The 25,851-nt window shown below is 76.0% G+C and carries 22 protein-coding genes; 7 read left to right on the top strand and 15 right to left on the bottom strand.

Annotated elements, in window-relative coordinates; genetic code table 11:
* Positions 1-208: 208 nt before the first annotated feature.
* The 9 genes from ACZ7LB_RS21260 to ACZ7LB_RS21220 form a co-directional block, all read right to left on the bottom strand.
* Positions 209-991: an SGNH/GDSL hydrolase family protein gene (locus tag ACZ7LB_RS21260; protein WP_471470271.1), complete on the bottom strand. Its 783-nt coding sequence runs from the start codon at positions 989-991 to the stop codon at positions 209-211.
* 557 nt (positions 992-1,548) lie between these two features.
* Entirely contained in the window at positions 1,549-2,562 is a 1,014-nt protein-coding gene (locus ACZ7LB_RS21255) for a hemolysin family protein (RefSeq protein ID WP_471470269.1), read from the bottom strand.
* A complete protein-coding gene (locus ACZ7LB_RS21250) occupies positions 2,559-4,088 on the bottom strand; it encodes a hemolysin family protein (protein ID WP_471470267.1) in 1,530 nt (509 codons plus the stop codon). The genes ACZ7LB_RS21255 and ACZ7LB_RS21250 overlap by 4 nt, the downstream gene beginning before the upstream one ends.
* A gap of 70 nt (positions 4,089-4,158) precedes the next feature.
* Entirely contained in the window at positions 4,159-4,614 is a 456-nt protein-coding gene (locus tag ACZ7LB_RS21245; RefSeq protein WP_471470265.1) for a GNAT family N-acetyltransferase, read from the bottom strand.
* 229 nt (positions 4,615-4,843) lie between these two features.
* Positions 4,844-5,371, bottom strand: a complete 528-nt coding sequence (locus ACZ7LB_RS21240; RefSeq protein ID WP_471470264.1) for a methylated-DNA--[protein]-cysteine S-methyltransferase — start codon at positions 5,369-5,371, stop codon at positions 4,844-4,846.
* A 112-nt stretch (positions 5,372-5,483) separates the two neighbouring features.
* Positions 5,484-6,713, bottom strand: coding sequence for a glycosyltransferase family 2 protein (locus ACZ7LB_RS21235; protein WP_471470262.1), 1,230 nt, complete (start codon positions 6,711-6,713; stop codon positions 5,484-5,486).
* A gap of 121 nt (positions 6,714-6,834) precedes the next feature.
* Positions 6,835-7,506, bottom strand: coding sequence for an HAD family hydrolase (locus ACZ7LB_RS21230; RefSeq protein WP_471470261.1), 672 nt, complete (start codon positions 7,504-7,506; stop codon positions 6,835-6,837).
* A 48-nt stretch (positions 7,507-7,554) separates the two neighbouring features.
* Positions 7,555-9,192, bottom strand: a complete 1,638-nt coding sequence (locus tag ACZ7LB_RS21225; RefSeq protein WP_471470259.1) for an MFS transporter — start codon at positions 9,190-9,192, stop codon at positions 7,555-7,557.
* A 252-nt stretch (positions 9,193-9,444) separates the two neighbouring features.
* The gene (locus ACZ7LB_RS21220; protein ID WP_471470257.1) at positions 9,445-10,920 is read right to left on the bottom strand and encodes an amidase; all 1,476 of its coding nucleotides are present in this window, start codon (positions 10,918-10,920) and stop codon (positions 9,445-9,447) included.
* A 766-nt stretch (positions 10,921-11,686) separates the two neighbouring features.
* Here ACZ7LB_RS21220 and ACZ7LB_RS21215 point away from each other — a divergent pair.
* From ACZ7LB_RS21215 to ACZ7LB_RS21190, 6 genes are all read left to right on the top strand, one after another.
* Positions 11,687-12,757, top strand: a complete 1,071-nt coding sequence (locus ACZ7LB_RS21215; protein ID WP_471470391.1) for an IS701 family transposase — start codon at positions 11,687-11,689, stop codon at positions 12,755-12,757.
* Between the two features lie 325 nt (positions 12,758-13,082).
* A complete protein-coding gene (locus ACZ7LB_RS21210) occupies positions 13,083-14,120 on the top strand; it encodes a 50S ribosomal protein L11 methyltransferase (protein WP_471470255.1) in 1,038 nt (345 codons plus the stop codon).
* 219 nt (positions 14,121-14,339) lie between these two features.
* A complete protein-coding gene (locus ACZ7LB_RS21205; protein WP_471470253.1) occupies positions 14,340-15,761 on the top strand; it encodes an iron-containing redox enzyme family protein in 1,422 nt (473 codons plus the stop codon).
* Positions 15,749-16,084 (top strand): Rieske 2Fe-2S domain-containing protein, encoded by a 336-nt coding sequence (locus tag ACZ7LB_RS21200; RefSeq protein WP_161226760.1) that lies wholly within the window; start codon positions 15,749-15,751, stop codon positions 16,082-16,084. The genes ACZ7LB_RS21205 and ACZ7LB_RS21200 overlap by 13 nt, the downstream gene beginning before the upstream one ends.
* 51 nt (positions 16,085-16,135) lie before the next feature.
* Positions 16,136-17,452 (top strand): ATP-grasp domain-containing protein, encoded by a 1,317-nt coding sequence (locus tag ACZ7LB_RS21195; RefSeq protein WP_471470251.1) that lies wholly within the window; start codon positions 16,136-16,138, stop codon positions 17,450-17,452.
* Positions 17,449-18,120, top strand: a complete 672-nt coding sequence (locus ACZ7LB_RS21190) for a LysE family translocator (RefSeq protein WP_471470249.1) — start codon at positions 17,449-17,451, stop codon at positions 18,118-18,120. Before ACZ7LB_RS21195 ends, ACZ7LB_RS21190 begins: the two co-directional genes overlap by 4 nt.
* Before the next feature lie 227 nt (positions 18,121-18,347).
* Here ACZ7LB_RS21190 and ACZ7LB_RS21185 read toward each other — a convergent pair whose 3' ends face one another.
* From ACZ7LB_RS21185 to bioB, 6 genes are all read right to left on the bottom strand, one after another.
* A complete protein-coding gene (locus ACZ7LB_RS21185; RefSeq protein WP_471470247.1) occupies positions 18,348-19,235 on the bottom strand; it encodes an Ada metal-binding domain-containing protein in 888 nt (295 codons plus the stop codon).
* On the bottom strand, positions 19,232-19,801 hold the full coding sequence (locus tag ACZ7LB_RS21180; protein WP_471470245.1) for an RNA polymerase sigma factor: 570 nt from the start codon (positions 19,799-19,801) through the stop codon (positions 19,232-19,234). The genes ACZ7LB_RS21185 and ACZ7LB_RS21180 overlap by 4 nt, the downstream gene beginning before the upstream one ends.
* 239 nt (positions 19,802-20,040) lie before the next feature.
* Entirely contained in the window at positions 20,041-20,730 is a 690-nt protein-coding gene (locus ACZ7LB_RS21175) for a class I SAM-dependent methyltransferase (protein ID WP_471470243.1), read from the bottom strand.
* 502 nt (positions 20,731-21,232) lie between these two features.
* On the bottom strand, positions 21,233-21,949 hold the full coding sequence (gene bioD / locus ACZ7LB_RS21170; RefSeq protein WP_471470241.1) for a dethiobiotin synthase: 717 nt from the start codon (positions 21,947-21,949) through the stop codon (positions 21,233-21,235).
* A 1-nt stretch (position 21,950) separates the two neighbouring features.
* Positions 21,951-23,237 (bottom strand): adenosylmethionine--8-amino-7-oxononanoate transaminase, encoded by a 1,287-nt coding sequence (locus ACZ7LB_RS21165; RefSeq protein WP_471470239.1) that lies wholly within the window; start codon positions 23,235-23,237, stop codon positions 21,951-21,953.
* Complete coding sequence (bioB, locus tag ACZ7LB_RS21160) at positions 23,230-24,558, bottom strand: biotin synthase BioB (RefSeq protein ID WP_471470237.1); 1,329 nt, start codon at positions 24,556-24,558, stop codon at positions 23,230-23,232. Before bioB ends, ACZ7LB_RS21165 begins: the two co-directional genes overlap by 8 nt.
* A gap of 153 nt (positions 24,559-24,711) precedes the next feature.
* Here bioB and ACZ7LB_RS21155 point away from each other — a divergent pair, with 153 nt between their 5' ends.
* Positions 24,712-25,839, top strand: a complete 1,128-nt coding sequence (locus ACZ7LB_RS21155) for an 8-amino-7-oxononanoate synthase (protein ID WP_471470236.1) — start codon at positions 24,712-24,714, stop codon at positions 25,837-25,839.
* The last annotated feature ends 12 nt before the right edge of the window (positions 25,840-25,851 follow it).

Below are 25,851 nucleotides of genomic sequence, written 5' to 3'. Positions count from 1 at the left end.
ACGGTGGGCTCCGGGCTACGGGCCACCGCCGGGGGTGGAGCGCGGTCGATCCGGTTCGGTTTCGGCGTGCGGCCGGGGGCGACGTGGTGGTGCGGGCCCGTATTCGTCGCCCACCTGCCCAGAGGCGGCGGACGGTCCGGCCGCCGGGTCCGTTGGCCATTGGCAGGAGGTTGGGGCGTGTGCTTCGGGTCGGGGGGCGCGAGTGGGATCAGAGTGCCTGGTCCTCGTAGGGCAGCAGGTCCGGGCGTTTGGGCGGGAGGCCGTCGCCCGAGGAGCGGCCGGTCAGCCGTCGGCCTATCCACGGCAGCAGGTGCTGCCGGGCGAACCGGGCGTCGGAGGTGCGGCGGTCGAGCCAGCCGGGCGGCGGGGACGGGGGCATCGGGGTGTGCCATCCGTCGTCCTCCGACGGGTAGCCGAGCGTCTGCCACACGGCCTCCGCGACCCGGCGGTGCCCCTCGGCGGTCAGATGGAGCCGGTCCACGTCCCAGAGCCGGGGGTCGGCCAGGGAGGGGGCCCCGTAGAGGTCGACGACCAGGGCGCCGTGTCGCGCGGACAGCTCGTCGATGATCGTGAAGAGGGCCTCCATGCGCGGCCGGAAGCGTTCCAGCACCGGTCCCCGGCGGCCGGGGCTGCGCATCAGCACCAGGTGCCCGCAGCTCGGCGCCAGCCGCTCCACGGCCTCGGTGAGGAGGTCACGTACCCGGACCATGTCGCACTTGGGGCGCAGGGTGTCGTTCAGCCCGCCGACCAGGGTGACGACGTCGGCGCGCATCGCCGCCGCCGTGTCCACCTGCTCGTCGACGATCTGCCCGATGAGCTTGCCGCGCACCGCGAGGTTGGCGTACCGGAAGCCGGGGGCGCGGGCGGCCATCCGCGCGGCCAGGAGATCGGCCCAGCCCCGGTAGGAGCCGTCGGGCAGCAGGTCCGACATGCCCTCGGTGAAGGAGTCGCCCACGGCGACCAGGCTGGTGTGGGAGGGGTTCGTCTGCATCGCGTCAGCGATGGTAACCCGATGGCGTACCCGCTGGTAGGTCGCCCTGGTCCGGCTCCGTTACGACTCCCTCCGGCCCTGGTCGGGCCTGGGAGCGGCCGTCCCGAGGTCCGGTCCCGCGGCCCCGCGGTCCGTTCGGGGCCGGAGCGGCGCAGGTCCGTTTTCGGGCCGGTCGCCGGTTCGGTTGCGGTCCTGTTCCGGTCCGCCCCCGTTCCGTTCCGGCCTCGATCGTCGACCTTGACCACCGGTCTCGCCCCCAGGCCGGGCCAGGGGACAGGGCCGGCTGTCACCCTGTCCCCCACGGCCCGCGTCCGGAGTGAACACTCGGCCGCATTCTGTTCACGGATTCCGCCAGACAGGGGGTGCACCCCTCGGTCCCAGGGGATGTCTGTCGCCCGGGTGTGCGGCGAGAGCTTGGCATGTTCCGCCCGTCCGTACCCGGACCCGGTGCGGCCACAGGGTCGACCGGGCGACCGGGCACCCGTTCCGAATCCCGCGTGCGCCGACGGGGACCGCTCCGAAGCCGGAACCCTCGTCCCCCCTCCGGCTCGCCCGGGTCACACGGGGCGGCCGAACAGTTCGCGGAGCACGTCCTCCATGGTCACCAGCCCGGCCAGCCGGCCGTCCGCGCCCTGTACCGCAGCCAGATGGGTGCGGCTGCCCCGCATCGCCGTGAGGACGTCGTCCAGCGGGGTGTTCTCCCGGACCCGGGCGATGGGCCGCATGTCCTGCGGGCGGAAGGGCCGATCGCGCGGTGCCGCGTCCAGGGCGTCCTTCACATGCAGATAGCCGACGATCCGGCGCCCCTCGTCCACCACCGGGAACCGGGAGAACCCGGTCTCCGCCGACAGCCGCTCCAGCCGCTCCGGGGTGATGCCCACCCGTGCCTGTACCACCCGTTCCAGGGGCAGCACCACGTCGCGCACCGGGCGACGACCCAGTTCCAGGGCGTCGTACAGCCGCTCGCGGGCACGGTCGTCGATCAGCCCGGCCTCGCCCGCGTCCTTGACGATCTCGGCCAGTTCGGCGTCCGTGAAGGTGGCCGAGACCTCGCTCTTCGCCTCGACGCGCAACAGCCGGAGCAGTCCGTTGGCGAAGGAGTTCACCGTGAAGATGACCGGGCGCAGAGCCCGGGACAGGGCCACCAGTGGCGGGCCGAGCAGCAGGGCGCTGCGCACCGGTTCGGCCAGGGCGATGTTCTTCGGCACCATCTCGCCGAACAGCATGTGCAGATAGGTCGCCAGGGTCAGCGCGATCACGAACGACACCGCGTGTCCCGCGCCCGGGGACACGCCCATCGCGTGGAAGACCGGTTCCAGCAGCCGCGCGATCGCCGGTTCGGCCACGATGCCTAGGACGAGGGTGCACAGGGTGATGCCGAGCTGGGCCGCCGCCAGCAGCGCGGAGACGTGCTCCAGCCCCCACAGCACCCGTACGGCCCGCCGGTCGCCCTCCTCGGCGTACGGCTCGACCTGGCTGCGCCGCACGGAGATCAGGGCGAACTCGGCGCCCACGAAGAAGGCGTTGACCACGAGGGTCGCCAGTCCGATCAGCAGTTGTACGGCCGTCACCGTTTCCCCTCCCCGTCATGGGACGCGGCGCCGTCCGGGCCGCCGCCCCGGGAGCGGCCGGTGCGGAAGCCGCCGGACCGCCCGCCGCCGGGCCCGGTACCCCCCGACCTCCTACCAACCGATCCGGTGCCGCCGGGTCCCGAGCCGCCGGGTCCCGAGCCGCCGGGGTCCGTGCCGCCGGGGTCCGTGCCGCCGGGGTCCGTGCCGCCGGGGTCCGCGCCCCCGGGCGGCGCGTGCAGCAGCACCACGGCCGCCCGGTGGCCCGACGCGTCCTCCACCTCCAGCCGCCAACCGGCGACCTCGATGTCGTCCCCCACCTCGGGGATGCGTCCCAGCTCCGCCGCGACCAGCCCGGCGACCGTCTCGTACGGTCCCTCCGGCACCCGCAGCCCCAGACGCGCGAGCCGGTCCACCCGGGCCGAGCCGTCGGCCCGGTACAGGGCGCGGCCCCGTTCGTCCGTGCCGGCCGCGGCAAGCTCCGGGGTCTCGTGCGGATCGTGTTCGTCGCGCACCTCCCCGACGACCTCCTCGACGATGTCCTCCAGCGTGGCCACGCCCGCCGTGCCGCCGTACTCGTCGATCACCACGGCCATCGTGCGGCGCCCGGAGAGCCGGTCGAGGAGCCGGTCGACGGTGAGCGTGCCCGGGACGAGCAGCGGCTCCCGCATCAGCTCCGCGACGGGGGTGAGGGGCCGCCGCTCGGCGGGCACCGCGAGGACGTCCTTGATGTGGACCGTGCCGACCACCGAGTCCAGCCCGCCCCGGTGCACCGGGAACCGGGACAGCCCCGTCGCCCGGGTCGCGTTCGCCACGTCCTCGCAGGTCGCGTCCGCGTCCAGGGCGACCACCTGGACGCGCGGGGTCATCACGTTCTCGGCCGTCAGGTCGGCCAGGTTGAGGGTGCGGACGAAGAGTTCGGCGGTGTCCGCCTCCAGCGCGCCCTCCTTGGCGGAGTGGCGGGCGAGGGCGGCGAGTTCCCGGGGGCCGCGCGCGGACTCCAGTTCCTCGGCGGGCTCCACCCCGAACCGCCGCACCACCCGGTTGGCGGTGTTGTTCAGATGGCCGATGAAGGGCCGGAACGCCGCGCTGAACCAGCGCTGGGGGCCGCCGACCCGCCGGGCCACGGCCAGCGGGGCGGAGATCGCCCAGTTCTTCGGCACCAGCTCGCCGACGATCATCAGGAAGACGGTCGACAGGGCGGTGCCCAGGACCAGGGCCAGCGAGGAGGCGAGCGAGGGCGACGCGCCGAGGGCCTTCAGCGGCCCCGCGAGCAGCGCCGCCACCGACGGCTCCGCGAGCATGCCGACCACCAGATTGGTGACGGTGATGCCCAACTGCGCCCCGGAGAGCTGGAACGTCAGGTTCCGTACGCCTTTCAGCGCGCTGGCCGCGCCGCGTTCCCCCCGTTCGGCGGCCCGCTCCAGCTCGCCGCGCTCGACCGTGGTCAGGGAGAACTCGGCGGCGACGAATCCGCCGCACGCCAGCGAGAGCAGGATGGCCAACAGCAGCAGGAGCACCTCGGTCATCGCCTCACCTCGGCTCCATGATCGGCCGGATGGCCGGGGTCCGCTCGGTGTCGTGGGCCCGGATGCCGTCTCATGCGCCGGTGCGCACCGCCTCTCCGTCGGCCGGGGACAGTGGTCGCGCCCAGCGACGCCACCGCTCCTGCGGCGCGTACCCGGCGGCCCGCCAGGCATGCTCGGCCCGTTCGTTGCGCACCAGCACCATGGCGTCCGCGCGTCGCCCGCCGAGCCGGACGAAGCGTTCCTCCGCGGCGGCCAGCAGTGCGCTGCCGATGCCCCGGCGGCGGTGGTCGGGGTGGACCGCGAGCCGGTACAGATGGCGGCGCCAGCCGTCGAAGCCCGCGATCACCGTGCCGACCGGCGCGCCGCCACGGTCGGCCGGGGGCAGGGACCCGGGGTCGCGGATGATCAGCCGTTCCGCACCGGCGCGGTCGTCGCTGACGCTGGTGCCCGCGGCGGCCGTCTTCCAGAAGGCCAGTACGGCGTCCAGGTCATCGGGGTCGGCAGGGCGTATCCCCAGTTCGCTCATGCGGCGGTCCCACCACCCGCGCCGGACGGCCCGTCCTGATTTCCGGTATGCGGACACCGGGACAGGGGCCATCGCGCGAGCGGACCGTGCGGCCGGGTCAGGGGTCCGGGGTCCGGAAGACAGGCGGGGCCGGGCCCCGGGTGCTGAAGCCGGTGCCGGTTCCGGTGAGCTTGTGCGACGGCGGCCGCTGGACGGCCCGCGCCGGACCCCGCACCGGTCCGGGGAGGTGTCAGAACAGTCGCGAGGCGCTCTCCGCGTCCGGCTCCTCCAGGGCGAGCAGGGCCCGTTTGCGGGCCAGACCGCCCGCGTACCCGGTGAGGGAGCCGTCGGCGCCGACGACCCGGTGGCAGGGGACCAGCACGCAGAGCGGGTTGGAGCCCACCGCCCGTCCGACGCGCTGGGCGAGGAGCGGATCACCGAGCCGGCGGGCGATGCTCCCGTACGTCGTGGTTCCGCCCCGGGGAACCGCGCCGACGAGGTCCCAGACGGCGTGCTGGAAGGTGTCGCCCTCCGCGGCGAGGGGCAGCGCGAACGCCGTGCGGCGCCGGGCGAGGTACTCCCGGAGCTGGGCCGACGCCTCGGCGAGCAGGGAGTCCTCATGCTCCGCGACCGCGGGCCCGAAGGTCTCCCGGGCGGGCCGGCGGACGTGGTCCGCGAAGTACAGGCCGGTGAGGGCCGGGCCCCGGGCCACCACGGTGAGGGGGCCGAGCGCCGAGTCGGTGACGGTGTGCCGGGGGTCCGTGAGCGGGATGTCCATGGTGGTCCTGGGGATGCGGGGGAGGGGTACGGAGGTACGGGGAGAGGGGACGGAGGCAGGGGGGAGGGCGGGCTGCCCGGGGCCGCGCGGCCCCGGGCGGCCGGACGGGCGCTCAGGCCCCGGCGAGGTGCGCGGCGTTCCGGTCGAGGCGGCCGAAGTCGGCGTCGCAGGGCCAGCTGCAGAACCCGGCGCGCTCGACCTCCTCGTAGAAGGGGGTCCCGTCGTCGCCCCGGTGGGCCGCCCGGTCGTGGTGGAGGTGCACCAGGGGGTCGCGGTGGCGGTCCATCGGGCCGTACCGCTCCGCGCGCCACACGAAGTCCTGGTCCTCGCCGCCCCAGCCGCAGAACCGCTCGTCCATGCCGCCGATCCGGGTGAACAGGTCCTCGCGCAGCCATACGCAGCCGCCGGGGGGCCGGCGCAGGTGGACGCCGCGCAGCCGCTCCTGGCCCGGCTCGGGCGCCCCCTCCAGGCAGCGGGTGCGGACCGCCCGGACGCTGGCGGCGGGGTCCAGGAAGAGCAGGTCCTCGAAGGGCCAGTGGGCCTGGGTGCCGGGCCGCCGGAACCGCTCGACGGCGCGGGCGACGAAATCGCGGTCGACGAGGATGTCCCCGTCCAGGACGCACACCAGCTCGGCGGGGCGCGCCCCGTGGACCACGCCGACGTTCACCGTCCAGGACTTGTTGAACCGGCCCGGGTCGGGTGCGAACACATGGCTGTCGCAGGCGGGGGCGAACAGGTCGCGGTGGCGGGGCACGGAGTCGCTCTCCACCACGACGACGCGGTAGCGCTCGCGGGGGTGGGACTGGTCCGCCAGAGCGTTGAGGACCGCCGCCAGGTTGCGGAGCCGTCCGGTGGCCCCGTCCGGGGCGCGGAACGGGATGACCACGGCGGCGTCCACGGGGTGGGTGCCGCGGTGCGGCGCGCTCGCGAGGGAGCCGAGCAGGGCGGCCGGGTCGGGGGCCTCCCCGGCGGGCTCGGCGCGGGCCGGGTCGCCGGGCTGGACGATCAGCCGGGACAGCGACTCGGTCCGGGCGGCGGCGGCGCGCAGCCCGTCCACCGCCGGGTCCCCGCCCCCGGGGCCGCCCAGCAGTTCGGTGAGCCTGCCGGTGAGCGCCGCCGCGGCGCCGTCGTCGGCGGGGTCCCCGGTGAGCCGGTCGGCGGCGGCCCGGACCAGGGCGTCCTCCATGGCGCCGAGCGCCCGAGCGGCGGCGTGGTGGGCGTCGGCGGACCAGTCCCAGTAGTCGGGGGCGACCGCCCGCGAGACCGGGTCGTGGACCAGGACCAGGCTGCCGGTGAGCGCGGTGGCGAGCACGGCGGGGTCGGACGGGCGGGCGGCGGACATGGCGGGCTCTCCCAGCGGTGTCGGACGGATGCGGTGGTGCGGGGACCGGAGCCCCGCGCGGCCGTGGGGGACCGGGCCGGAGCGGCTGGCGGGGGAGCCGGTCCGGGCCCGGCGGGCGGGATCAGCCGCCGTCGGCCGTCCGGGCCCAGCGCACCGGGGTGAGGTCGGGCAGGACGAGGTCGGCCCGGGCGAGGTCGGCCGCGTCGTGCGTGGTGGTGAGGGCGACGCAGCGCAGACCGGCGGTCGCTGCGGCCCGCACCCCGGCCGGGGCGTCCTCGAAGGCGACGCCGTCGGCGGGGTGGACGCCGAGCGCCTCGCAGGCGGCCAGATAGCCCTGCGGGTCGGGCTTGCCCGCGCTCACGTCCTCCGCGGTGACGATGACCTGGAACAGTTCGGCGCCGCCCACGTGGCCGAGCAGCTCCACGGCGTGCTCGCGCAGCCCGGAGGTGACCACGGCCAGCGGCACGCCCCGGCCGCTGAGGTCGGCGAGCAGTTCGGCGGCGCCCGGGACGGCGAACGGGGGCGGGCTGTCGGGGCCCATCAGATAGCCGCACGCCTCCTCGAAGAGTTCGTCGACGGTGTGCCCCGGGAAGCGGTGGACGTGGTCCGCGAGGGCCTCCTGCCCGCGCCGTCCGACGAAGGTCGCCAGCAGCGCGTCGTCGCAGGGCAGCCCGTGGGTGGTGAACAGGCGCGTCCACGCGGCACGGCTGCGGTGCTCGGTGGCCACCAGCGTGCCGTCCAGGTCGAACAGCGCGGCCTTGGCCTGGAGGTGGTGGAGTTCGGGCTCGGTCATGGCGGGTCCTTCGTGGGTCGTTCGTCGGTGGAGTGCCGGGACGGCCGGTCAGTCCGCGGAGGGCGTGGTCCGGCCGGGTGGCTCCTTGGTGGTGAACACCGCGGTGGCCGGACCGGTTGCGGCACCGGTGTCCCCCGGCCCGGGGAGCCCGTCGGCGCCGGGGTCCGCCGCCGTCCCGCCGGGGTCCGCGGCCGTCCCGCCGGAGGCCGCCGTCCCGCCGGAGGCCCCCGCCCCGCCCGGTACCACCGCCTCGTCGGCGGCCGTCGCGCCGTCGTCGCCGGGAGCCGCGGCCACGGCCCGCAGCGCGGCGAGGGCGCACAGGGCGGTGATGACGGCGAGCCCGGCGCAGGTGAGCGTCCAGGCCACGGTGGGGCCGGCCCAGGAACTGCGGCCGAGCCACGGATAGGCGGCGCCGAAGAGGGCGACGCCGGTGACCCCGACGACGGTGGACAGGGTGTTGACGGTGCCGCTGAGCGTCGCCGCGTAGCGGGGCGGGACGGCGGTGGTGAGCACGTTGAGCAGCGACGTGTGGGTGAGCCCGAGGCCGAAGCCGCCGACGCAGAGCACGGCGGTGAGCGGCCAGACGGCGGTGCCCGTACCGGCGGGCACGACGGGGGCGAGGGCGTAGGCGGCGGTGAGCAGGACGCAGCCGGCGAACGGGAGGAGGCGGGCGACGGACCGCGGGGACCGGCCGAGGACGGGACCGGCGAGCCCGAAGGCCAGTACCCAGCCCAGCGGGACGAGACCGGCCTGCCAGGCGGGGAGGCCGAGCTCCCGCTGGAGGTGCAGGGAGAGCAGGTAGAGCATGGCGATGTAGGTCAGCGTGGTGCCCGCGTAGGCGGCCAGCGACCAGCGGACGGTGGGAGCGGCGAGCGGGCGCAGGTCGAGCGCCGGCCGGCCGCCGCGGGCGATGACCCGGCGCTCGGTCCGCACCAGCTGGGCGGCCAGCGGCACGGCGGCGGCCAGCAGCACCCAGATCCAGTCGGGCCGCTCCAGGCTGAGCGGGATGAGGACCGCGAGGGTGGCGGCGGCGAGCAGCACGGTGCCGGGGACGTCGTTGTCGCGCCGCCCGGCGGGGGCGTCGGCCGGGTCCGGACGGTCGCGGGGGAGCAGGGCCACGCCCATCAGCAGCACCAGGACGCCGATGGGGCCGTTGAGGAGGAACACGGCACGCCAGCCGGTGCCGAGCAGGTCGGCGGAGACGATGGTGCCGCCGAGCACCTGGCCGAGCGCGGCGCCGCCGGAGAGAGTGACGGCGTTCCAGCCCAGGGCGCGGGCGCGGCCGGGCCCGGTGAACCAGCGGTGGATGCCGACCAGGACCTGGGAGGTCATCAGGGCGGTCGCGGCGCCCTGGAGGCAGCGGCCCGCGATCAGGACACCGGTGCCGGTGGCGAGTCCGCAGGCGAGGGAGGCGAGGGTGAACAGGGCGAGGCCCCACAGGTAGACCCGGCGCACCCCGTGGTGCTCGCCGAGCCGGGCCGCCGGGGCGAGGAGCACGGCGGAGCACAGCGCGTAGGAGGTGACCATGAGGGTCAGCTCGGAACTGCCCACGTCGAGGTCGGCGCTGATGGCGGGCGCGGCAAGATTGACGATCGCCAGGTCGATGTTGGCCATCGCCTGCCCGATCAGCAGGACCAGCAGGGCACTCCCGCCGGGTCCGGCGCGCCCGCCGGTGGTCGCTCGCACACTGTCTCCCCTCTGGGTGGCCTCCCGTCGGGGAGGCCCGCTTCATGGGGTGGAACACCGGCCGCCCCGGTCCGGTTGCGCCGGTCCGCGGCGCGCGGCCGCGGGGCAGGGCGTCCGGCCGCGGGGCGGGGCGTCCGGCCGCGGGGCACCCCGGCGGGCGGCACCCCACCCACGGGGCACCGCACCTCGCGGCATCCCACGGCGCTCCGCCCCGCCCCACCGCGCCGCGCCGGACCGGCCGGTGGGCCCGGGTCAGGCCGCCGCGGCGTCCAGGTCGAGGTCCCGGTAGGACGCGGCCCAGGGGAGGCGGGCCTCCAGCGCGGCGGAGGCGCGGATGACGAGGGCGTCCTCGCGCCGGCGGGCGGCGATCTGGAGGCCGACGGGGACGCCGTTGGCCGCCCGGCCGACCGGCACCGAGGCGGCGGGGCTGCCGATCAGGTTGAAGGGGCTGGTGAGGGACCAGCCGACGAAGGGGTCGACGGCCTGGCCCTCGACGCTGCTGGGCCCGACGGTGTCGCGCCCGTCGGAGTTGGGGATGCCGGAGACGCAGTTCACCGGGCTGACGACGAGGGAGTACCGGTCGAAGAGGTCCTCGAAGGCGTACAGCACCCGGGTGCGCTTGAGGTCCTCCAGCCGGAACTCCACGGCGCCGAGCGCGTCGCCGACCCGGATGGAGTCGAGGTAGCCCCGGTCGATGGAGCCCGCGTAGTCGCCCAGCAGGTCGATGCCGTTCTCGCGGGAGATGGCGGCCGACTCGGCGTGGGCGACGGACAGGTAGCGGCGCCAGGTCGCGGTCAGCTCGGAGTGCGGCAGGGGCAGCCGGAAGTCGACCTCCTCGACCGTGGCCCCCGCGTCGCGCAGAGCGGGCAGCGCGGCCCTGACGGCGGCCTCGACCTCGGGCTCCACGGGGTAGCCGCCGAGGTCGGGGCTGTAGGCGACGGTGAGCCCGGTGAGGTCGCCGTGGAGTTCTTCGGTGAGCCGGCCGGGGGACGGGAAGGAGTACGGGTCGTAGGGATGGGCGCCGGACATCAGGTCGACGCCGAGGGCGGCGTCGGCGACGGTGCGGGCGAGGGGGGCGTAGCAGATCATCGGGTTGAGGCGACGGAAGGCGTTGGGCCGGGCGGGGACGGGGACCCGTCCGAAGGACGGCATCAGGGCGAAGACCCCGCAGAAGGCCGCGGGGACCCGCAGCGACCCCCCGCCGTCGGAACCCTGGGCGAGCGGCACCATGCCGGAGGCGACGGCGGCGGCGCTGCCGCCCGACGAACCCCCGGCGTTCATGGCCGGGTTGAAGGGGGTGGAGGCGGGGCCGTGGAGGGCGCTGTCGGTGGTGGCCTTGAAGCCGAACTCGGGGGTGTTGGTCTTGCCCACGACGATCGCCCCGGCCTCCTCCAGCCGCTCGACGCAGAGGACGGTCTCCTGCGGGACGTCCTCGGCGAAGACCAGGGAGCCCCGTCCCGTCCGGACGCCGGCCACGGGGTCGAGGTCCTTCACCCCGATCGGCACCCCGTGGAGCGGGCCCAGTTCGGCGCCCGCGGTGACGGCGCGCTCGGCGGCGGCGGCGCGCTCCAGGGCGCGTTCGGCGCAGACGGTCACGAAGGCGTTGACGGCGGGGTTGGTCTTCTCGATCCGGTCCAGCGCCGCCCGCACCGCCTCGACCGGGGAGACCTCCCGTCGGCGGACGGCCGCGGCGAGTCCGGTGGCGCTCAGTTCGGTGGTTTCGCTCATCTCACGCCTCGCACTGATTCGTCGGATGCCCCTTGTCGAGCCGGCGTGAGGGGGAACACCGGGCGGGGTCCCCCGGTTGCGGGCGGTGCGGTCACCGGGGCGTGGGCGGCGCGGTCCGCGGGCGGCGGGCGGCGCGGGGCGTGACCGGGAGGCTGGGGCGGGAGCCGGTGCCGTCCCGGCCTCCCCGGTGGGCGGCCCGGGGCGGGGTTACCGCACGCTGAGTGGTCGACTAGTGTCCTTGCGGAGTTCTAGGTCTAGACCTATCGGAGATCCGGTCATGGTTCTTGTACCCAGCACCCCGGTCGCCCCGTCAGCCACCTCACCGGCTCCTGGCGACCCGCCCGTCCCGTTCACCGCGCCCGCTCCGGTCACCGAACCGGTCCCGGGAGCCTCCACCGCCCCGGCGGGCAGCCCATCCGCCCCGCTGCGCGCCCTCGCCGCCGCCCCCGGTCCGCCACCCGCGCCCGTACCCGCGCCCCCCTCCACCGCCCCCGACGTCACCGCCCCGGGAGGCACCGGCGGGGCCGGCACCGTCGTGCGGAAGGGCGCGTCGCGGGCGGGGGACTCCCCGGCGGGCATCGGGGCCCCGTCCGTCCTCCCCGGCACCGCCGCCGCGTCCGGCACCCCCGGCGTGCCGGACCCACCGGGCATCCGCCTCCTCCCACCGGCCGTCCCACCGGCCGTCCCGCCGGTCGCCCCGCCCGTGGTCCCGTCCACGGGCCCGTCCGTCCTCCCTCCCGGCGGAGCCGACGGTGCCCGCCCCCACCTGCTGGGGCTGCTGGGGCGGCACTTCACCCGCGCCGAGTCCAGGGACCGGGCGCTGGCCTACGTCCGCGCCCTGCTGGCCGACCCCACCCGGGGCAGCGCGGCGGAGATTGCGGAACGGACCGGGGCCGACAGCGCGTGGAGCACCCAGAGACTGCTCACCCGCACGGTCTGGGACGCCGACCTGCTGCGCGACAGCCTCCGCTCCCATGTCGTGTCGCTCCTGGGGGCGTCCGGACCGTGCGTGGTGCTCTGCCGCCACGAGCGGACCCGGGTGGGGACGGGAGTCGTCGCGGTCGGCCCCGGCCGGTCCCGGACGGCGGGCCGGGACCGGGGCACCCAGGTCGCGGCCCTGCTCTGCTACGTCTCACGGGACACCGGCGCCCTGATCGACCGGGAGCTGTACCTGCCGCCCAACTGGACCTCGGACCCGGCGCGCTCGGCACGGGCCGGGGTGCCGCCGGAGCGGCTGGGCCGCCGCAGCATGGCGGAGCTGGGCCGGGAGATGCTGGAGCGGGCCCTCGCGGCCGAGGTGCCCGTCGGATGGGTGGTGGGAGGCTCGGACTTCGCCGACCCGGCGCTGCGCCAGTGGCTGTGCGTCCGGCGGCTGCCGTTCTGCGTCGAACTCCCCCAGCTCCCCCGCCCGGGTGAGGAGCCGGAGACCGCGCCGCTGCGGGCGGAGCCCGGCCGGGAGGAGAGCTGGCAGTTGCTCGGCCGGGGCCTGGGACCGGCCTACGGGCAGCCGGCACCGGGGTTCCGGCTGACCCTGCTGGCCCGCCGCCGTCCCTCCGGGCGGACCACGCGCTTCCTGCTCCACGCGCCCGGCACCACCCCGGAGACCGCCGCGGCCCGCGGAGCGGCGGCCGCCGCCGCGACGGCCGGCCGGGCGGTCGGGGAGGCCGACACCCGGGCCGGGCTGAGCAGCCATCAGGTGCGCCGCTGGGTGGCCTGGTACCGGCACACCACCCTGGCGATGGCCGCCGCCGCGCTCCGGCTGGAGGACGCCCCCGGCAGCGCCGCCCCGAGGGCCCCCGGAAACGGCCGTCCGGCCCCCGACGACCCGGACCGGTGAATTCCCTTTCCGTCCGGAACCCCGGCCCCCACGCGCAAGTACCGTTCCCTTCCGGGTGTGCTTGCTGCTCCGAGCGGGTGCGTGCTCTAATCGATCGCGGCGGAAATCAAGCAACACGGCGGGAATCCCCACCGTATTCCGTCCCCGTATCTGCTCTGCCGAATCCATTCGGTGCCGGGAATGCCTTCCGTTCGCACGCGCCCCCTCGATGAACTCCGAATGACATTCCGGAGGGAATGAGGGTTCCCTTTGGGTCCGCGCGGTCCCGGCGTCTCTGCACGCGTGTCTCGACAAGGCTGTTCCTACCAGGAGTCTGCGAAGTGACATGCCCCAATTGACGAGTGTGACCGGTCTGACGGCCGAGGGAGAGGCCCGGCTGGCCCTGGCCGGGCTGCGGGCCCGGGCCCAGGAGCTCAGCAGGGTGGCGGAGGCGACGGCCAGGGTGCTGGCCGCGCCGGAGGGACTGTCGACGGAGGTCCCGGCCTTCCGGGAGTTCGCCCGGGAGTCGGTGCCGCGCTGGCACTTCGCCATGCTCAACGACCACGAGCGCAACGACGCGCTGGCCACCGCCCTGGAGCGGGTCGTCCCGCAGGGCGGCACGGTGCTGGACATCGGCGCCGGCACGGGTCTGCTGGCGATGATGGCGGTGCGGGCCGGCGCCCGCCACGTCTACAGCTGCGAGACCAATCCGCTGATGGTCGAGGTGGCCCGGCAGGTGGTGGCGGCCGAGGGCTACGCCGACCGGGTCACCGTGCTGCCCTGCCGCTCCGACGAACTGATGGTCGGCCGGGACCTGCCCCGCCCGGTGGACGCCCTGGTCTCCGAGATCGTGGACTGCGGCCTCATCGGCGAGGGCATCCTGCCCTCCGTCCGCCACGCGCGCAGCGAACTGCTCGCCCCCGACGGGGTGATGCTCCCGCGGCGGGCCCGGCTGCTCGGGTCCCTGCTGCACAGCGAGAACGCGATGAACCTCAACCGGGTCGGCCGCGTCGGCGGGTTCGATGTGTCACGGCTCAACGTCTTCGCCACGCCCGGCCACTTCCCGTTCCGGCTGCACACCTGGCCGCACCGCACGCTCTCGGACCCCGTCGAGCTGGTCTCCTTCGACTTCACCGAGGGCCCCCTCGGGCCGGGCCGCCGTGCCCTGGCGATCCCCGCGCGCGAGTCCGGGACGGTGCACGCGATGGTCGCCTGGTTCGAACTGGACCTGGGCGGCGGGGTGATCCTGCGCAACTCGCCCGAGAACGTGGGCTCCCACTGGATGCAGGCACTGATCCCGCTCGCCGAGCCCGTCGAGGCCGTGGCCGGGACCACCGTCCCCCTCGACCTCGTCTGGAGCGAGACCCGCCTCTCCCTCGCGTGAGACCCCGGGGCCGCGACGCCCCGCCGCCCTCCCGGTCCGGGGCCGCCGCCCCGGCGAGCCCCCGCTCCGGGCGCGACCGCCCCCTCCGCGCGACGACGCACCCCCGCGACGCCCCCGGCCACCGCACCCCGCGACGTCCCCACGACCGCACCGCGCGCGACCCCGGCGCCCGGCCGTCAGGCCCCGCGCCCCACCGACCAGCGGAAGGCAGACCCGACCATGGCGCACGCATCTGCTCCGTTCCAGCCGTTCGCACTGCGCGGCGACGCGCTGCGCGAGGCGATCCTGGCCTACGCCGCCAACCCGCTGTACCGGGACAACGAGGAGTGGGAGAACTCCGACAACCCCTACCGCCGCCAGTTGCGCCCCCAGGTCCTGCCCCATCTGGACTTCGACCGGGTGCCGGGCCGCGACCGCGTCCTGGAGTACAGCAGCCTCGCCGCGCAGCGCCTGCTCACCAGCATCTACGAGGCCGACCTGGTCTTCTTCCCGAGAGCCGGACTGGGCGGGCTGGACGAGGACTTCCGCCGTTTCTACAGCCCGGACAACCGTGCCCGGGGCGAACTGATCCGGCCCGCGCTGGAACGATTCGCCTTCGGCTTCCTCGACGAGGAGGTGGAGGTCAGCGGCGACTGGACCACCGAGAGCCTGCTCGCCTACCTGGACGGGCTGGACGTCCACGCCCGGGGCGGGGCCTCGCCCGCCGAGAAGGCCGTCCGCGACTCCTCCGACCCGCGCCGCGCGGCCCGCATGTGGCTCATCCAGTTCGCCCCGGACTTCCTCTCCGAGGCGTCGCCGATGGCCCGGAACATCCTCGGGTGCTACGGCGCCGAGCAGTCCGAATGGTTCAAGATCCTGATCGACGAGTACGGCTACGGAGTTCACCGGACCAAGCACAGCACGCTGTTCGAGTCGACCATGGAATCCGTGGGCCTCGCCCCGGATCTGCACCGGTACTGGCAGTATTACCTGGTGTCCAGTCTGGCATTGAACAACTACTTCCATTACCTCGGAAAGAACCACGAGCATTTCTTCCGCTACGTCGGCGCGCTCTACTACACGGAGAGCACCCTCGTCGACTTCTGCCGCCGCGCGGACGGACTCCTCACGGACGTCTTCGAGGGCGGCGCGGACACCCGCTACTTCTCCGAGCACGTCCACATCGACCAGCACCACGGCCGCATGGCGCTGGAGAAGCTGGTGAAGCCGCTCATCGAGAAGCACGGCACACAGGTCATTCCCGAGATCGTGCGCGGCATCGAGGAGTTCCGGCTGCTGGGCACCCTCGCCGACGAGGACTTCGCCACCCAGATCGCGTGGATGGACGACGCCGACCGCTACAAGGAACTCCACGGCCCCCTGTACGCGGCCATCCGGGAGGGCCGGGTGACCGCCCCCGTCGCCGACATCGTGGAGCCGCACGGCGAACTGTCCAACACCCACAGCCACGAGGGCGACGAACTCTGCCACATCGTCAGCGGCACGATGCGCTTCGTCAGCGGCTTCGACTCGTACCGCATCCTGGAGGCCGGGGAGGGCACCGTGATCCAGCGGAACCGCCTGCACGGCGCGATCATCGAGTCCGAGGAGTGCGTCTACCAGATCCACTCGGTAGGGGACCACCGCGCATGCCTGTCGTGACCTTCCGGGCCGCGGGCGCCGGCAACTGCGTCCGCGTCGCCGACCTGCCCTACGTGTACGTCCGCACCGGGGCCGGCGGCGCCGTCCTGCCCGCCTCCTGCCCGCACCGGGGCGGCCCCCTCAACCTCGCCGAGGTGGACCCGGCCGGGCGCCGCCTGGTGTGTCCCTGGCACGAACGGGGCACCTCGCTCGCCCGGCTGCGCCGCCAGGTGCCCGCGGTCCGCTCCGCGGACACCGTCACCGCGGTCCTGCCCGGCCCGGCCGACGCGCCCGTGGAACTCTGCCACCTCCCCCTGTCCCCGGCGCTCGACGCCGGGACGTGACCCCGCCCCGGGGGCGGCCCCGCGAGGCCGCCCCCGGGAGACAGGAACCCCGTGAACCCCACGCCCTCCCCGCGGGCCGCCGTCGTCGTCGACCCGTTCTCCTCCGGGGCCCGGTACGCGCCCGAGTTCGCCGCCCTCGGTGTCCCCGCGGTCGCCGTCGGCTCCCTGCCCGAGGTCCCCTCCGTCTACGCCGACTCCTGGGAACCCGCCCGCTACCAGCGGGTGTTCTCCTTCGACGGCGACCTCGAACGGCTGGTCGAGGCGGTCCGCCCGCTCGCCCCGCGCTGCGTGCTGGCGGGCGCCGAGAGCGGCGTCGAGCTCGCCGACCGCCTCACCGAACGGCTGCTCCCGGACCAGGCCAACACCCCGGCCCTGGCCGCCGCGCGCCGCGACAAGGGCGCCATGGCCCGGGCCCTGCGCGCCGCCGGGGTCCCGGCCATCCGCCAGATCTGCACCGACGACCCGGAGGCCGTGCGGGACTGGATCGCGCGGGAGCGGCTGCACGGCCGCGACCTGGTCGTCAAACCGCCCCGGAGCGGCAGCACCGACGGCGTCACCCGGGTCCCGGCCGGCGCGGACTGGCGCGTCCCCTTCGACGCCCAGCTCGGCCGGATCAACCAGTGGCACAACCTCAACGACCGGATGGTGGTCCAGGAGTACGCCCGCGGCACCGAGTACGTCGTCGACACCTTCAGCCACCGGGGGCGGCACACCGTCGCCGACGTCTGCCGCTACGGCAAGACCGACAACGGCGGCCAGATGGCCGTCTACGAACGGCTCACCTGGACCGCGCCCGACGACCCGGCGGTGCCGGTGCTGACCCGCTACGCGGAGGCCGTCCTCGACGCGGTCGGGCTGCGGAACGGCGCCGCCCACATCGAGATCATGCTGACCGCCGACGGCCCCCGCCTGATCGAGATCAACTCCCGCCCGCACGGCGGCGGCCACCCCCTCTTCAACCTGGCCGCCACCGGCGACAGCCAGGTGCGCCGCGCCGCCCGCTGGTTCGTCCGGGAGGAGGCCCCGCCGCGCGGCTACCGGCTGCTGCGCCACATGTCCGTGGTCTTCCTGATCGCCCGCGCCTCCGGCACCGTCTCCGGCACCGGGGCCCTCGACGGCATCCGTGACCTGCCGTCCCACCACCACTCGGCGGTCGGACTCCGCGACGGCGACCGGGTCGAGGCCACCCGCGACCTGCTGGGCACCCTCGCCCTCGGCTTCGCCGTGCTCGCCCACCCCGACCCCGCCGTGGTCGAGCGCGACGTCGCCGCCGTCCGCGCCATGGAGGCCGCCCTCGTGGTGACCCCCGACCCCGGCCGCGCCCCTGCCGCCGGGCCGCCGCCCGCCGGACGCGGCACGCCCCGGTGACCCCGGGCGCCCTCGCCGTCGCCACCGGCCCCGTCTTCCTGGCCAGTTGCGCCGCGGTGGTGTGCGGCCCGGGCCCGGACAGCATGCTGGTGCTGCGCCTGGTCAGCAGGACCCGGCGGCGTGCTCCGGTGCTGGCCGCCGCCCTGGGCATGCTGCTCGCCGGAACCGGCTACGCGGCGCTGGCCGTCAGCGGCAGCATGGCGGTGGTCGCGCTGAGCCCCGGACTCTTCCTGCTGTGGCGGGCGGCCGGGGCGCTGGTACTGGCCTTCACCGGGGCGCGCGCCCTGCGGGAGGCCCTGCGCCCGTCGTCGGCGCCCGACGGACCCTCCGACGCCGGGACGGAGCGGCCCGGCCGACTGCCGAGGCACCTGCTGCTGGGTTTCCTCAGCACCGCCGGAAACCCCAAGGTCGGGCTGTTCCTCACGGTCTTCCTGCCGCAGTTCGTCCCGGCCGGCCGTCCCCCGGCCGGGACCCTGCCGCTGCTGGCCGCCGTCTACCTGCTGATCGGCGCTCTCTGGCTGCTGCTGCTCACCGAGGTCGGGGTGCGCCTGGTGACCGCGGGGCGGCGGAGCGGCCGGGCCGCGTTCCCGCCGTACGCCGCCCGCGCCGGGAACGCCGTCGCGGGACTGGTCCTGCTGGGGCTCGCCGCCGGCCTGGTGCTCCGGTGACCGCGCCCCGCGCGAACCGGGCCGGGGCGCGGGGCCGTTCAGCCCTCGCGGCGGTCCGCGGGCGGCGGGCACCGGTGAACGGACCACCGGAGGACGGCGGTGGGCCCCGGCCGTCTCCCGCGCGCGAACGGTGACCGGGTGACCGGCGGTGCCCGTACGGGCCCGGACACCGCTCCGGCCCCGCGTGCGGAGGGCGGCCCCCCGTACGCCCGTGGACCGGTGCCCCGTCAGGCCGCCACGGGGCGGCAGCTCAGGCACCCCCGGTATCCGGCCGCCCGCGCCGCGTCCACCGAGGCGAACGGCACCCGGTGGCGTTCGGTGATGCGGCGGGCGTGCGCACAGGTCGGGTAGCAGAAGATCCGGGTCGTGTCGCTGCCCAGATAGCGGGTGCCCTCGGCGGAGAACCGGTCCAGACGCTCCTCGTCGACGCCCTCGTGGGCGCGCAGCCGGTCCACCAGCTCCGGCGCCAGACCGCAGGCCAGGGGGCGGCCGTCCGGACCGCCCAGCCGGTGCACCGGGATGAGAACGGGGGCGGGGTTGGCCCGGACGGCCGCCAGCAGCTCCGCCGCACTCGCCCCCGGCAGTCCCGCCTCCCGGCCCAGCCAGCCCAGGGGCCGCACCTGGCCGCGCGGGATGCCCCGCACCGCCTCCAGGACCCGCCACCGCTCGGGGGGCAGGGCGCCGTAGTCGTAGCGCAGCATCCGGTCGCGGCCGGTGCGCAGCGCCCCGGCGACACCGGGCAGCGGACGGGCGGTGCGCAGCGCGCTGTGCCCCGTGCGGCGCAGGTGCGCCTCCTCGAACTCCTCCGGGGTGCCGTACCGGTCGGCCGGGGCCGTCCCGGTGACCGCGCCCCGGCCGTGGGCCACGTAGAGCGCGGTGACCGGGCCCGCGACCAGGGTGTAGCGGTCGTACGCGCGGTCGGGGACCCCGGCCCGCCGCATGATGCGGAGGGCCAGGTCCGCCGGCATCGGCACGTTCAGGGAGCCGAGGCCGGGAGGAGCGCCGCCACCGGTCCCGGCGGAGGACGCGCCGGGCGCGGCCGACCCGTTCACGGCGCGGTGGGCCGGGTCGCGGGGCCCGTCGGGGCCGCCGGACCCGGGGTGGAGCCGGCTCATCCGATCACCTCCTCTTCCGCCAGGTGGGGCGTGGCGCGCAGCGCGGCCAGCCCCCGCGACACCTGGGCCTTGACGGTGCCGACCGGGCACTCCAGCAGTTCCGCGATCTCGGTGTAGCTCAGTTCCCCCATGTGGCGCAGTACCACCGGCACCCGGTGGTGCTCGGGCAGTCCGGCGAGCGCGGCCACCAGCCGCTCCCTCTCGAACGCGTGCTCGGTGAGCCGTTCGGGTCCCGGACCGGCGTCGGTCAGGGGCAGCTCCTGGACGTCCACGCCGTCGTCCGGGGCCGGCCGCCGGGTCAGGGTCCGCACGTGGTTGCGCCACACATTGGTGCCGATCGCCAGCAGCCAGGCCCTCGGCCTCAGCGCCCGCCGCCGCTCCGGCACGTAGTCCCGCAGCGCGGTGTAGGCCCGCAGGAAGGTCTCCTGCGTCAGGTCCTCCACGTCGCGCGGGGCACCGGACAGCCGCAGCAGCACCGAGTACACGGCACCGCCGTGGGCGCGCACCAGTTCCGCGAACCCGCGGTCGAGGTCCGCCGCGAGTAAGTCGGTGAGCGGAGAGGGCATCGTGTCCATCACCTCCCTGAACACCGCCGTCCGTCGAACGGTTGCGCCCGCCGGCGCCGCGCCGGGGACGGACGCCGGACCGCCCCCGTCCGCCCGGCGGGCGGGCCCTGCGGCGTCAGGTGCGGGCTCCCGGGGTGCCCGGCCCCGGTCGCGGCACCGGCTGTCCGCGGACCGGGGCCCGGTGCGGCGGCGGCGCGTGCGGGGGACCGCCGGGCGGGCGGGACCGTGACGTCAAGGGCCTACCGTCCGCCGGGTCCCGGCCGCCACGCGGTGCCGAGCACGCAGTACGACACCGGCAGGGCCGGGCCCCGCTCGGGGAGCCGCATCCGCCGGTAGGGGCCCAGAGTGAACCCGGCCGACCGCAGGGCGGCGACCGGCTCCCGGGACAGATGGCAGCCGCCGGCCACGGCGGGCCAGAGCGTACGGTCCAGCGCGCGCTGGGCGAGGTTCATCGCCCGGCCGCCGCCGAGGCCGTGCTCGAAGAACCGCACCTGACCGCCCGGCCGCAGCACCCGGCGGACCTCGGCGAGCGCCCGCGGCACGTCCCGGACACTGCACAGCACCAGGGAGAACACGGCCGCGTCGAACGCCTCGCCCTTGACCGGCAGCGCCTCCGCGACGCCCGGCACCACGTCCACCGGCACCTCGGCGCGTACGGCGGCCTCCAGGGCCGGACGGCGCAGCAGCCGCTCGGGCTCGATCACCACGACCTCCGAGACGGCCGCGGGGTAGTGCGCGAAGTTCAGGCCGTTGCCCGCGCCGATCTCGATGACCCGCCCGGACAGACCGGCCAGCAGCCGCTCCCGGACCGGGCCGATGCCGAGCCGGGTCTCGGCCCGGGTGCCCGCGCGGGCGTAGCAGCGGGCGAACAGCGGATGGCGCACGGCGTCCCGCGCCGTGCCGCGGTCCCGCACCGGTCCCCGGACCATGAAGCCTCCTCCACGGGCGCCCCCGCCCCACCATCCTGCCCCCGGCCCCCGCCCGGCGCCCGCGCACGCCGTCACCGCCGTGCGTCCCGGCCGCGTCGGGCCCGCGGCGCCGCCCCCGCACCGGAGCCACGGCGGGACGGCACGCGGGCGGGCACAGGCGCCCCGGTCACGCGGTGCCGGGCGGGCGCGCGCCGTGCGCGCAGCGCCGCGCACGGGCCTCACGGGTCCCCGCCCGAGCTCACCTGCCCCGCCGGACGGTCCGGCCTCCGGCCCGGGGCGGCACCCGGGCCCCGGTCCCGTTGGCGCGACGCCCCGGGCCCCGGTCCCGTCGAAGCGGTGCTCCAGCAGAGGGGATGGCGCCGGGCGGGGTGACGGAGGCCCGGCACCCGAGGACGCGGCCCCGGCCGGGGCGGGCGCCGGACGGGTGGGCCGGCCGCGGAGGCCCGAACCCCGGGCCCGAACCCCGGGCCAGGCGTCCTCCCGGGACAGTCGCCCCCCAGGGTCAGGCGCCCTCCCGGGCCCGGAAGACGTCCGCGTCCCAGGTGCCGTGCAGGGCGGGTGCCAGCCACTCCGGGGCCGCCGTGCGGAAGGCGCCCGGGTCGAGCCCGCCCGCCCCGGCGGGCACGGCGCCCAGCAGCGGCGCCCCCGCGACCTCCGGCAGATCCGCCAGGTTGCAGCGGGAGGCCAGGTCCGGGGCGCCGGGCCAGCTCCCGATCACCACGCCCGGCAGCCGCAGCCCCCGGTTCCGCAGCTCCCGCGCCGTCAGCTCCGTCGTGTTCAGGGTGCCGAGCCCGGCCGACGCCACCACCAGCACCGGCGCGGCCAGCGCCCCGGCGGCGTCCGCCAGGGTGCCCCCGGCGTCGTCGAAGCGGACCAGCAGCCCGCCCGCACCCTCCACCAGCACCAGATCGTGCTCCGCGGCCAGCTTGCCCGCGGCCTCGGCCACCTCCCACGGACGCACCGGCGCCCGCCCCGCCCGACGCGCCGCCGTGCCCGGGGCCAGCGGCTCCGGGTAGCGGGCGACCTCGGCCACCGTCACCGCCCCGGCCAGCCGGGCGGCCTCCAGGGCGTCCCCCGGCTCGTCCGGCGCCACCCCGGTCTGCGCGGCCTTGAGCACGGCCACCGACTCCCCGGCGGCCAGCGCCGCCGCGGCGACGGCGGCGGTCACGACCGTCTTGCCGACCTCCGTGCCCGTGCCCGTGATCACCAGTACCGGCATGTCATCCCTCCCGGGCCGCCGCGCGGACCGCCGAGGCGATCCGCGCCACGTCCGTGTCGCCCGTGACGTACGGCGGCATGGTGTAGATCAGGTCCCGGAACGGCCGCAGCCACACGCCCTCGCGCACCGCCGCCGCCGTGGCCGCCGCCATGTCGACGGGGTGGTCGAGCTGTACCACCCCGATCGCGCCCAGCACCCGCACGTCCCGCACCCCGGGCAGTCCGGCGGCCGGTGCCAGCCCGTCCCGCAGTCCCGCCTCGATGCGCTTGACCTCGGCGAGCCAGTCCTGGCCGAGCAGCAGCCCGATCGAGGCGCAGGCCACGGCCGCCGCCAGGGGATTGCCCATGAACGTCGGCCCGTGCGCCAGTACCGGAACCTCCCCCCGCGAGATGCCCTCGGCCACCCGCGGGGTGCACAGCGTGGCCGCCATCGTGAGGTACCCGCCGGTCAGCGCCTTGCCGACGCACATCACGTCCGGCGTCACCGCCGCGTGCCCGGCCGCGAACAGGGCGCCGGTGCGGCCGAACCCGGTGGCGATCTCGTCGAGGACCAGCAGCACGCCGTGCGCGTCGCAGGCCTCCCGCAGCACCCGCAGATACGAGGGGGAGTGGAACCGCATCCCGCCCGCGCCCTGCACCACCGGCTCGACGATCACCGCCGCCAGCTCGTCGGCGTGCCGTTCGACCGTCGCCCGCAGGTGCTCGGCGTACTCCTCCTCGTACCGCTCGGGCGGGGCGTCCGCGAAGACCTGCCGGGGCAGCGCCCCGCTCCACAGCTCGTGCATCCCGCCCTCGGGGTCGCACACCGACATCGGCTGCCAGGTGTCGCCGTGGTAGCCGCCGCGCCAGGTCATCAGGCGGCGCTTGGCGGGGCGGCCGAGCGAACGCCAGTACTGCAGGCACATCTTGACGGCGACCTCGACCGACACCGACCCGGAGTCCGCGAGGAAGACGTGCTCCAGGCCGTCGGGCGTGATGTCGACGAGCAGCTTCGCCAGCCGCACGGCGGGCTCATGGGTCAGCCCGCCGAACATCACATGGCTCATCCGCTCCAACTGCTCGCGGACGGCCTCGTTGAGCACCGGGTGGTTGTAGCCGTGGATCGCCGACCACCAGGAGGACATGCCGTCGACCAGTTCCCCGGAGCCGTCGGCCGGCCGCAGCCGGACCCCGCTCGCCGACTCCACGACGAGCGGGTCCTGCCGTCCGGGCATCGGACCGTACGGGTGCCACACGTGCCGCCGGTCCAGGGCCAGCAGTTCGGCCACCGTCGAAGCGGGCTCAGGCATTGGGCGCGAGGTCCGTCCCGGCGCCGCGGCGGCGCACCGCGACCAGATCGGGACGCGGTCCGGCGGCCGGACCCGCGGTGGTCACCGGGCCGCTCCCGGCCGCCCCGCCCTCGTCCGTCCCGGGCGCCGCGCCGTCGGCGGCTTCCGGAGCCGGCGCGGACGCCGACGCGGGGGCCGCCCCGCAGATCCCGTGCCCCTCGTGGCCGCCGTCCGCGCCGTGCGGCCCGCAGGCTCCCTCGCCCCCGGAGCCGCAGGCCCCCGCTCCGCCGTGCCCTCCGCAGCCCCCGGCGCCCTCCGGCGCCCCGTGGCCGCCGGCCACCCGGTGCTCCGGCAGGGTCACCCGGTCGGTGCCCTCCACCTCGAACCCGGCGTCCGCGATCATCTCCAGGTCGGCCCGGCCCGCCTGGCCCTCACTGGTGAGGTAGTCCCCGAGGAAGATGGAGTTGGCCAGGTGCAGCGCCAGCGGCTGCATCGTCCGCAGATGGACCTCGCGCCCGCCCGCGATGCGCACCTCGACGTCCGGGCAGACGAAGCGGGTCATGGCGAGGATCCGCAGGCAGCGCTGGGGGGTGAGGTTCCACTCCTTGGCCAGCGGCGTGCCCTCGAACGGGATCAGGAAGTTGACCGGCACCGAGTCCGGGTCCAGCTCGCGCAGCGAGAACACCACGTCGACGAGGTCCGCGTCGCTCTCGCCCATGCCCGCGATCAGCCCCGAGCAGGCGGACAGCCCGGCCGCGTGCGCCTTGTGCACCGTGTCCACCCGGTCGGCGTACGTGTGGGTCGTCGTGATGTCCCCGTACGTCGCCTCGGAGGTGTTCAGGTTGTGGTTGTAGGCGTCGGCGCCCGCCTCGCGCAGCCGCTCCGCCTGGCCGTCCGAGAGCAGGCCGAGGCAGGCGCACACCTCGACGCCCTCGTTGCTCCCCTTGATGGCCCGGATGGTCTCGGAGACCCGCTCCACGTCCCGGTCGGTCGGGCCGCGCCCGCTGGCCACCAGGCACACCCGCTTGGCTCCGCCCGCCACTCCCGCGGCGGCGGCGTCGGACGCCTGGCCGGGCTTGAGCCAGGTGTACTTGAGGATGCCGGCCCGGGAACCGAGCCGCTGCGAGCAGTACGAGCAGTCCTCGGGGCACAGGCCCGACTTGAGGTTGACCAGATAGTTGAGTTTCACCCGTCGGCCGAACCAGTGCCGCCGCACCCTGCCGGCCGCGGCCACCACGTCCAGCAGGTCGTCGTCGGAAGTCGCGAGGACGGCCAGCGCCTCCTCGCGGGTCGGCGGCTCGCGCCGAAGCCCCTTGTCCACCAGCGTGTTCAGCAGGTCCATGGGAACCGATCCTGTCCTACGCGGAGGCTCCGGGCCAAGGAGGCTTCGCACAACACTGGCCGATCGACGTGTGGGTATGACCACACCTCGTACGGGTGAACGGACGGCTAGGGTCTGTTCACTGCCTACAAAACCCCTGCGGAGGACCGACCCATGGCGTTCGGCTGGATCGACGAGGCGGCGGAACGGCGCCGCCGGGCCGGACTGACCAGGACCCTGCGCCCGCGCCCCGCCGACTCGCCGCTGCTGGACCTGGCGAGCAACGACTACCTCGGCCTCGCCCGGCATCCGGAGGTCACCGGGGCCGCGGCCCGCGCCGCGGCGGTCTGGGGCGCCGGCGCCACCGGCTCCCGCCTGGTCACCGGCACCACCGAGCTGCACGCCGAACTGGAGCGCGAACTGGCCGCGTTCTGCGGCTTCGAGGCCGCCCTCGTCCTCTCCTCCGGCTACGCGGCCAACCTCGCCGCCGTCACCGCGCTGGCGCCGCACGGCAGCCTCCTCGTCTCCGACACCGGCAACCACGCCTCGCTGATCGACGGCTGCCGCCTCGCCCGGGGCACCACCCGGGTCGTGGGGCACGCCGATCCCGAGGCCGTGGCCAAGGCCCTCGGCACCCACGACGGTCCGGCCGTCGCCGTCTCCGACACGGTCTTCTCGGTCGACGGAGACGCCGCGCCGGTCGCCGCCCTCGCCGCGGCCTGCCGGGAGCACGGCGCCGGGCTGATCCTGGACGACGCCCACGGCCTCGGGGTGCTGGGTCCGGGAGGGCGCGGCTCGGCCCGCGCGGCGGGGCTCGCGGGCGCCGACGACGTCGTCGCCACCGTCACCCTCTCCAAGTCGCTCGGCAGCCAGGGCGGCGCCGTGCTGGGCCCGGCGCGGGTGATCGCCCATCTGGTCAACACGGCCCGGACGTTCATCTTCGACACCGGGCTCGCCCCCGCCGCGGCCGGGGCGGCCCTCGCCGCGCTGCGCCTGCTGCGCCGCGAGCCGTGGCGGGCCGCGTGGGCGCGGGAGGTGGCGGCCGGTCTGCACACGCGGCTGACCGCCGCGGGTCTGGACGCGGTGCGTCCGGACGCCGCGGTGGTCTCCGTGCGTGCTCCCTCCCCGGAGGAGGCCGTGCGGTGGTCGGCCGACTGCCGTACGGCCGGCCTGGCCGTGGGGTGCTTCCGCCCTCCGTCCGTGCCCGATGGCATCTCACGGCTCAGACTGACCGCACGCGCGGACCTCTCCGGGGATCTGGTCGACCGTGCCGTACGGGTGATCGGCGAGACGCGGCCGTGAGTCGGCGGAGCA

It is taken from the genome of Streptomyces sp. NPDC107521 (genome assembly GCF_055598485.1).
Note: the sequence above shows the minus strand (reverse complement) of the source record. Positions and strands in the feature narration are given on the sequence as shown.

Excerpts from the sequence above, each read along its gene's own strand:
- ACZ7LB_RS21165 (WP_471470239.1), bottom strand. The coding sequence starts at position 23,237 with ATGCCTGAGCCCGCTTCGACGGTGGCCGAACTGCTGGCCCTGGACCGG.
- ACZ7LB_RS21200 (WP_161226760.1), top strand. The coding sequence starts at position 15,749 with ATGCCTGTCGTGACCTTCCGGGCCGCGGGCGCCGGCAACTGCGTCCGC.
- ACZ7LB_RS21210 (WP_471470255.1), top strand. The coding sequence starts at position 13,083 with ATGCCCCAATTGACGAGTGTGACCGGTCTGACGGCCGAGGGAGAGGCC.
- ACZ7LB_RS21180 (WP_471470245.1), bottom strand. The coding sequence starts at position 19,801 with ATGCCCTCTCCGCTCACCGACTTACTCGCGGCGGACCTCGACCGCGGG.
- ACZ7LB_RS21230 (WP_471470261.1), bottom strand. The coding sequence starts at position 7,506 with ATGACCGAGCCCGAACTCCACCACCTCCAGGCCAAGGCCGCGCTGTTC.
- ACZ7LB_RS21220 (WP_471470257.1), bottom strand. The coding sequence starts at position 10,920 with ATGAGCGAAACCACCGAACTGAGCGCCACCGGACTCGCCGCGGCCGTC.
- ACZ7LB_RS21155 (WP_471470236.1), top strand. The coding sequence starts at position 24,712 with ATGGCGTTCGGCTGGATCGACGAGGCGGCGGAACGGCGCCGCCGGGCC.
- bioB (WP_471470237.1), bottom strand. The coding sequence starts at position 24,558 with ATGGACCTGCTGAACACGCTGGTGGACAAGGGGCTTCGGCGCGAGCCG.
- ACZ7LB_RS21245 (WP_471470265.1), bottom strand. The coding sequence starts at position 4,614 with ATGAGCGAACTGGGGATACGCCCTGCCGACCCCGATGACCTGGACGCC.
- ACZ7LB_RS21205 (WP_471470253.1), top strand. The coding sequence starts at position 14,340 with ATGGCGCACGCATCTGCTCCGTTCCAGCCGTTCGCACTGCGCGGCGAC.
- ACZ7LB_RS21175 (WP_471470243.1), bottom strand. The coding sequence starts at position 20,730 with ATGGTCCGGGGACCGGTGCGGGACCGCGGCACGGCGCGGGACGCCGTG.
- ACZ7LB_RS21185 (WP_471470247.1), bottom strand. The coding sequence starts at position 19,235 with ATGAGCCGGCTCCACCCCGGGTCCGGCGGCCCCGACGGGCCCCGCGAC.
- ACZ7LB_RS21260 (WP_471470271.1), bottom strand. The coding sequence starts at position 991 with ATGCAGACGAACCCCTCCCACACCAGCCTGGTCGCCGTGGGCGACTCC.
- bioD (WP_471470241.1), bottom strand. The coding sequence starts at position 21,949 with ATGCCGGTACTGGTGATCACGGGCACGGGCACGGAGGTCGGCAAGACG.
- ACZ7LB_RS21240 (WP_471470264.1), bottom strand. The coding sequence starts at position 5,371 with ATGGACATCCCGCTCACGGACCCCCGGCACACCGTCACCGACTCGGCG.
- ACZ7LB_RS21235 (WP_471470262.1), bottom strand. The coding sequence starts at position 6,713 with ATGTCCGCCGCCCGCCCGTCCGACCCCGCCGTGCTCGCCACCGCGCTC.
- ACZ7LB_RS21250 (WP_471470267.1), bottom strand. The coding sequence starts at position 4,088 with ATGACCGAGGTGCTCCTGCTGCTGTTGGCCATCCTGCTCTCGCTGGCG.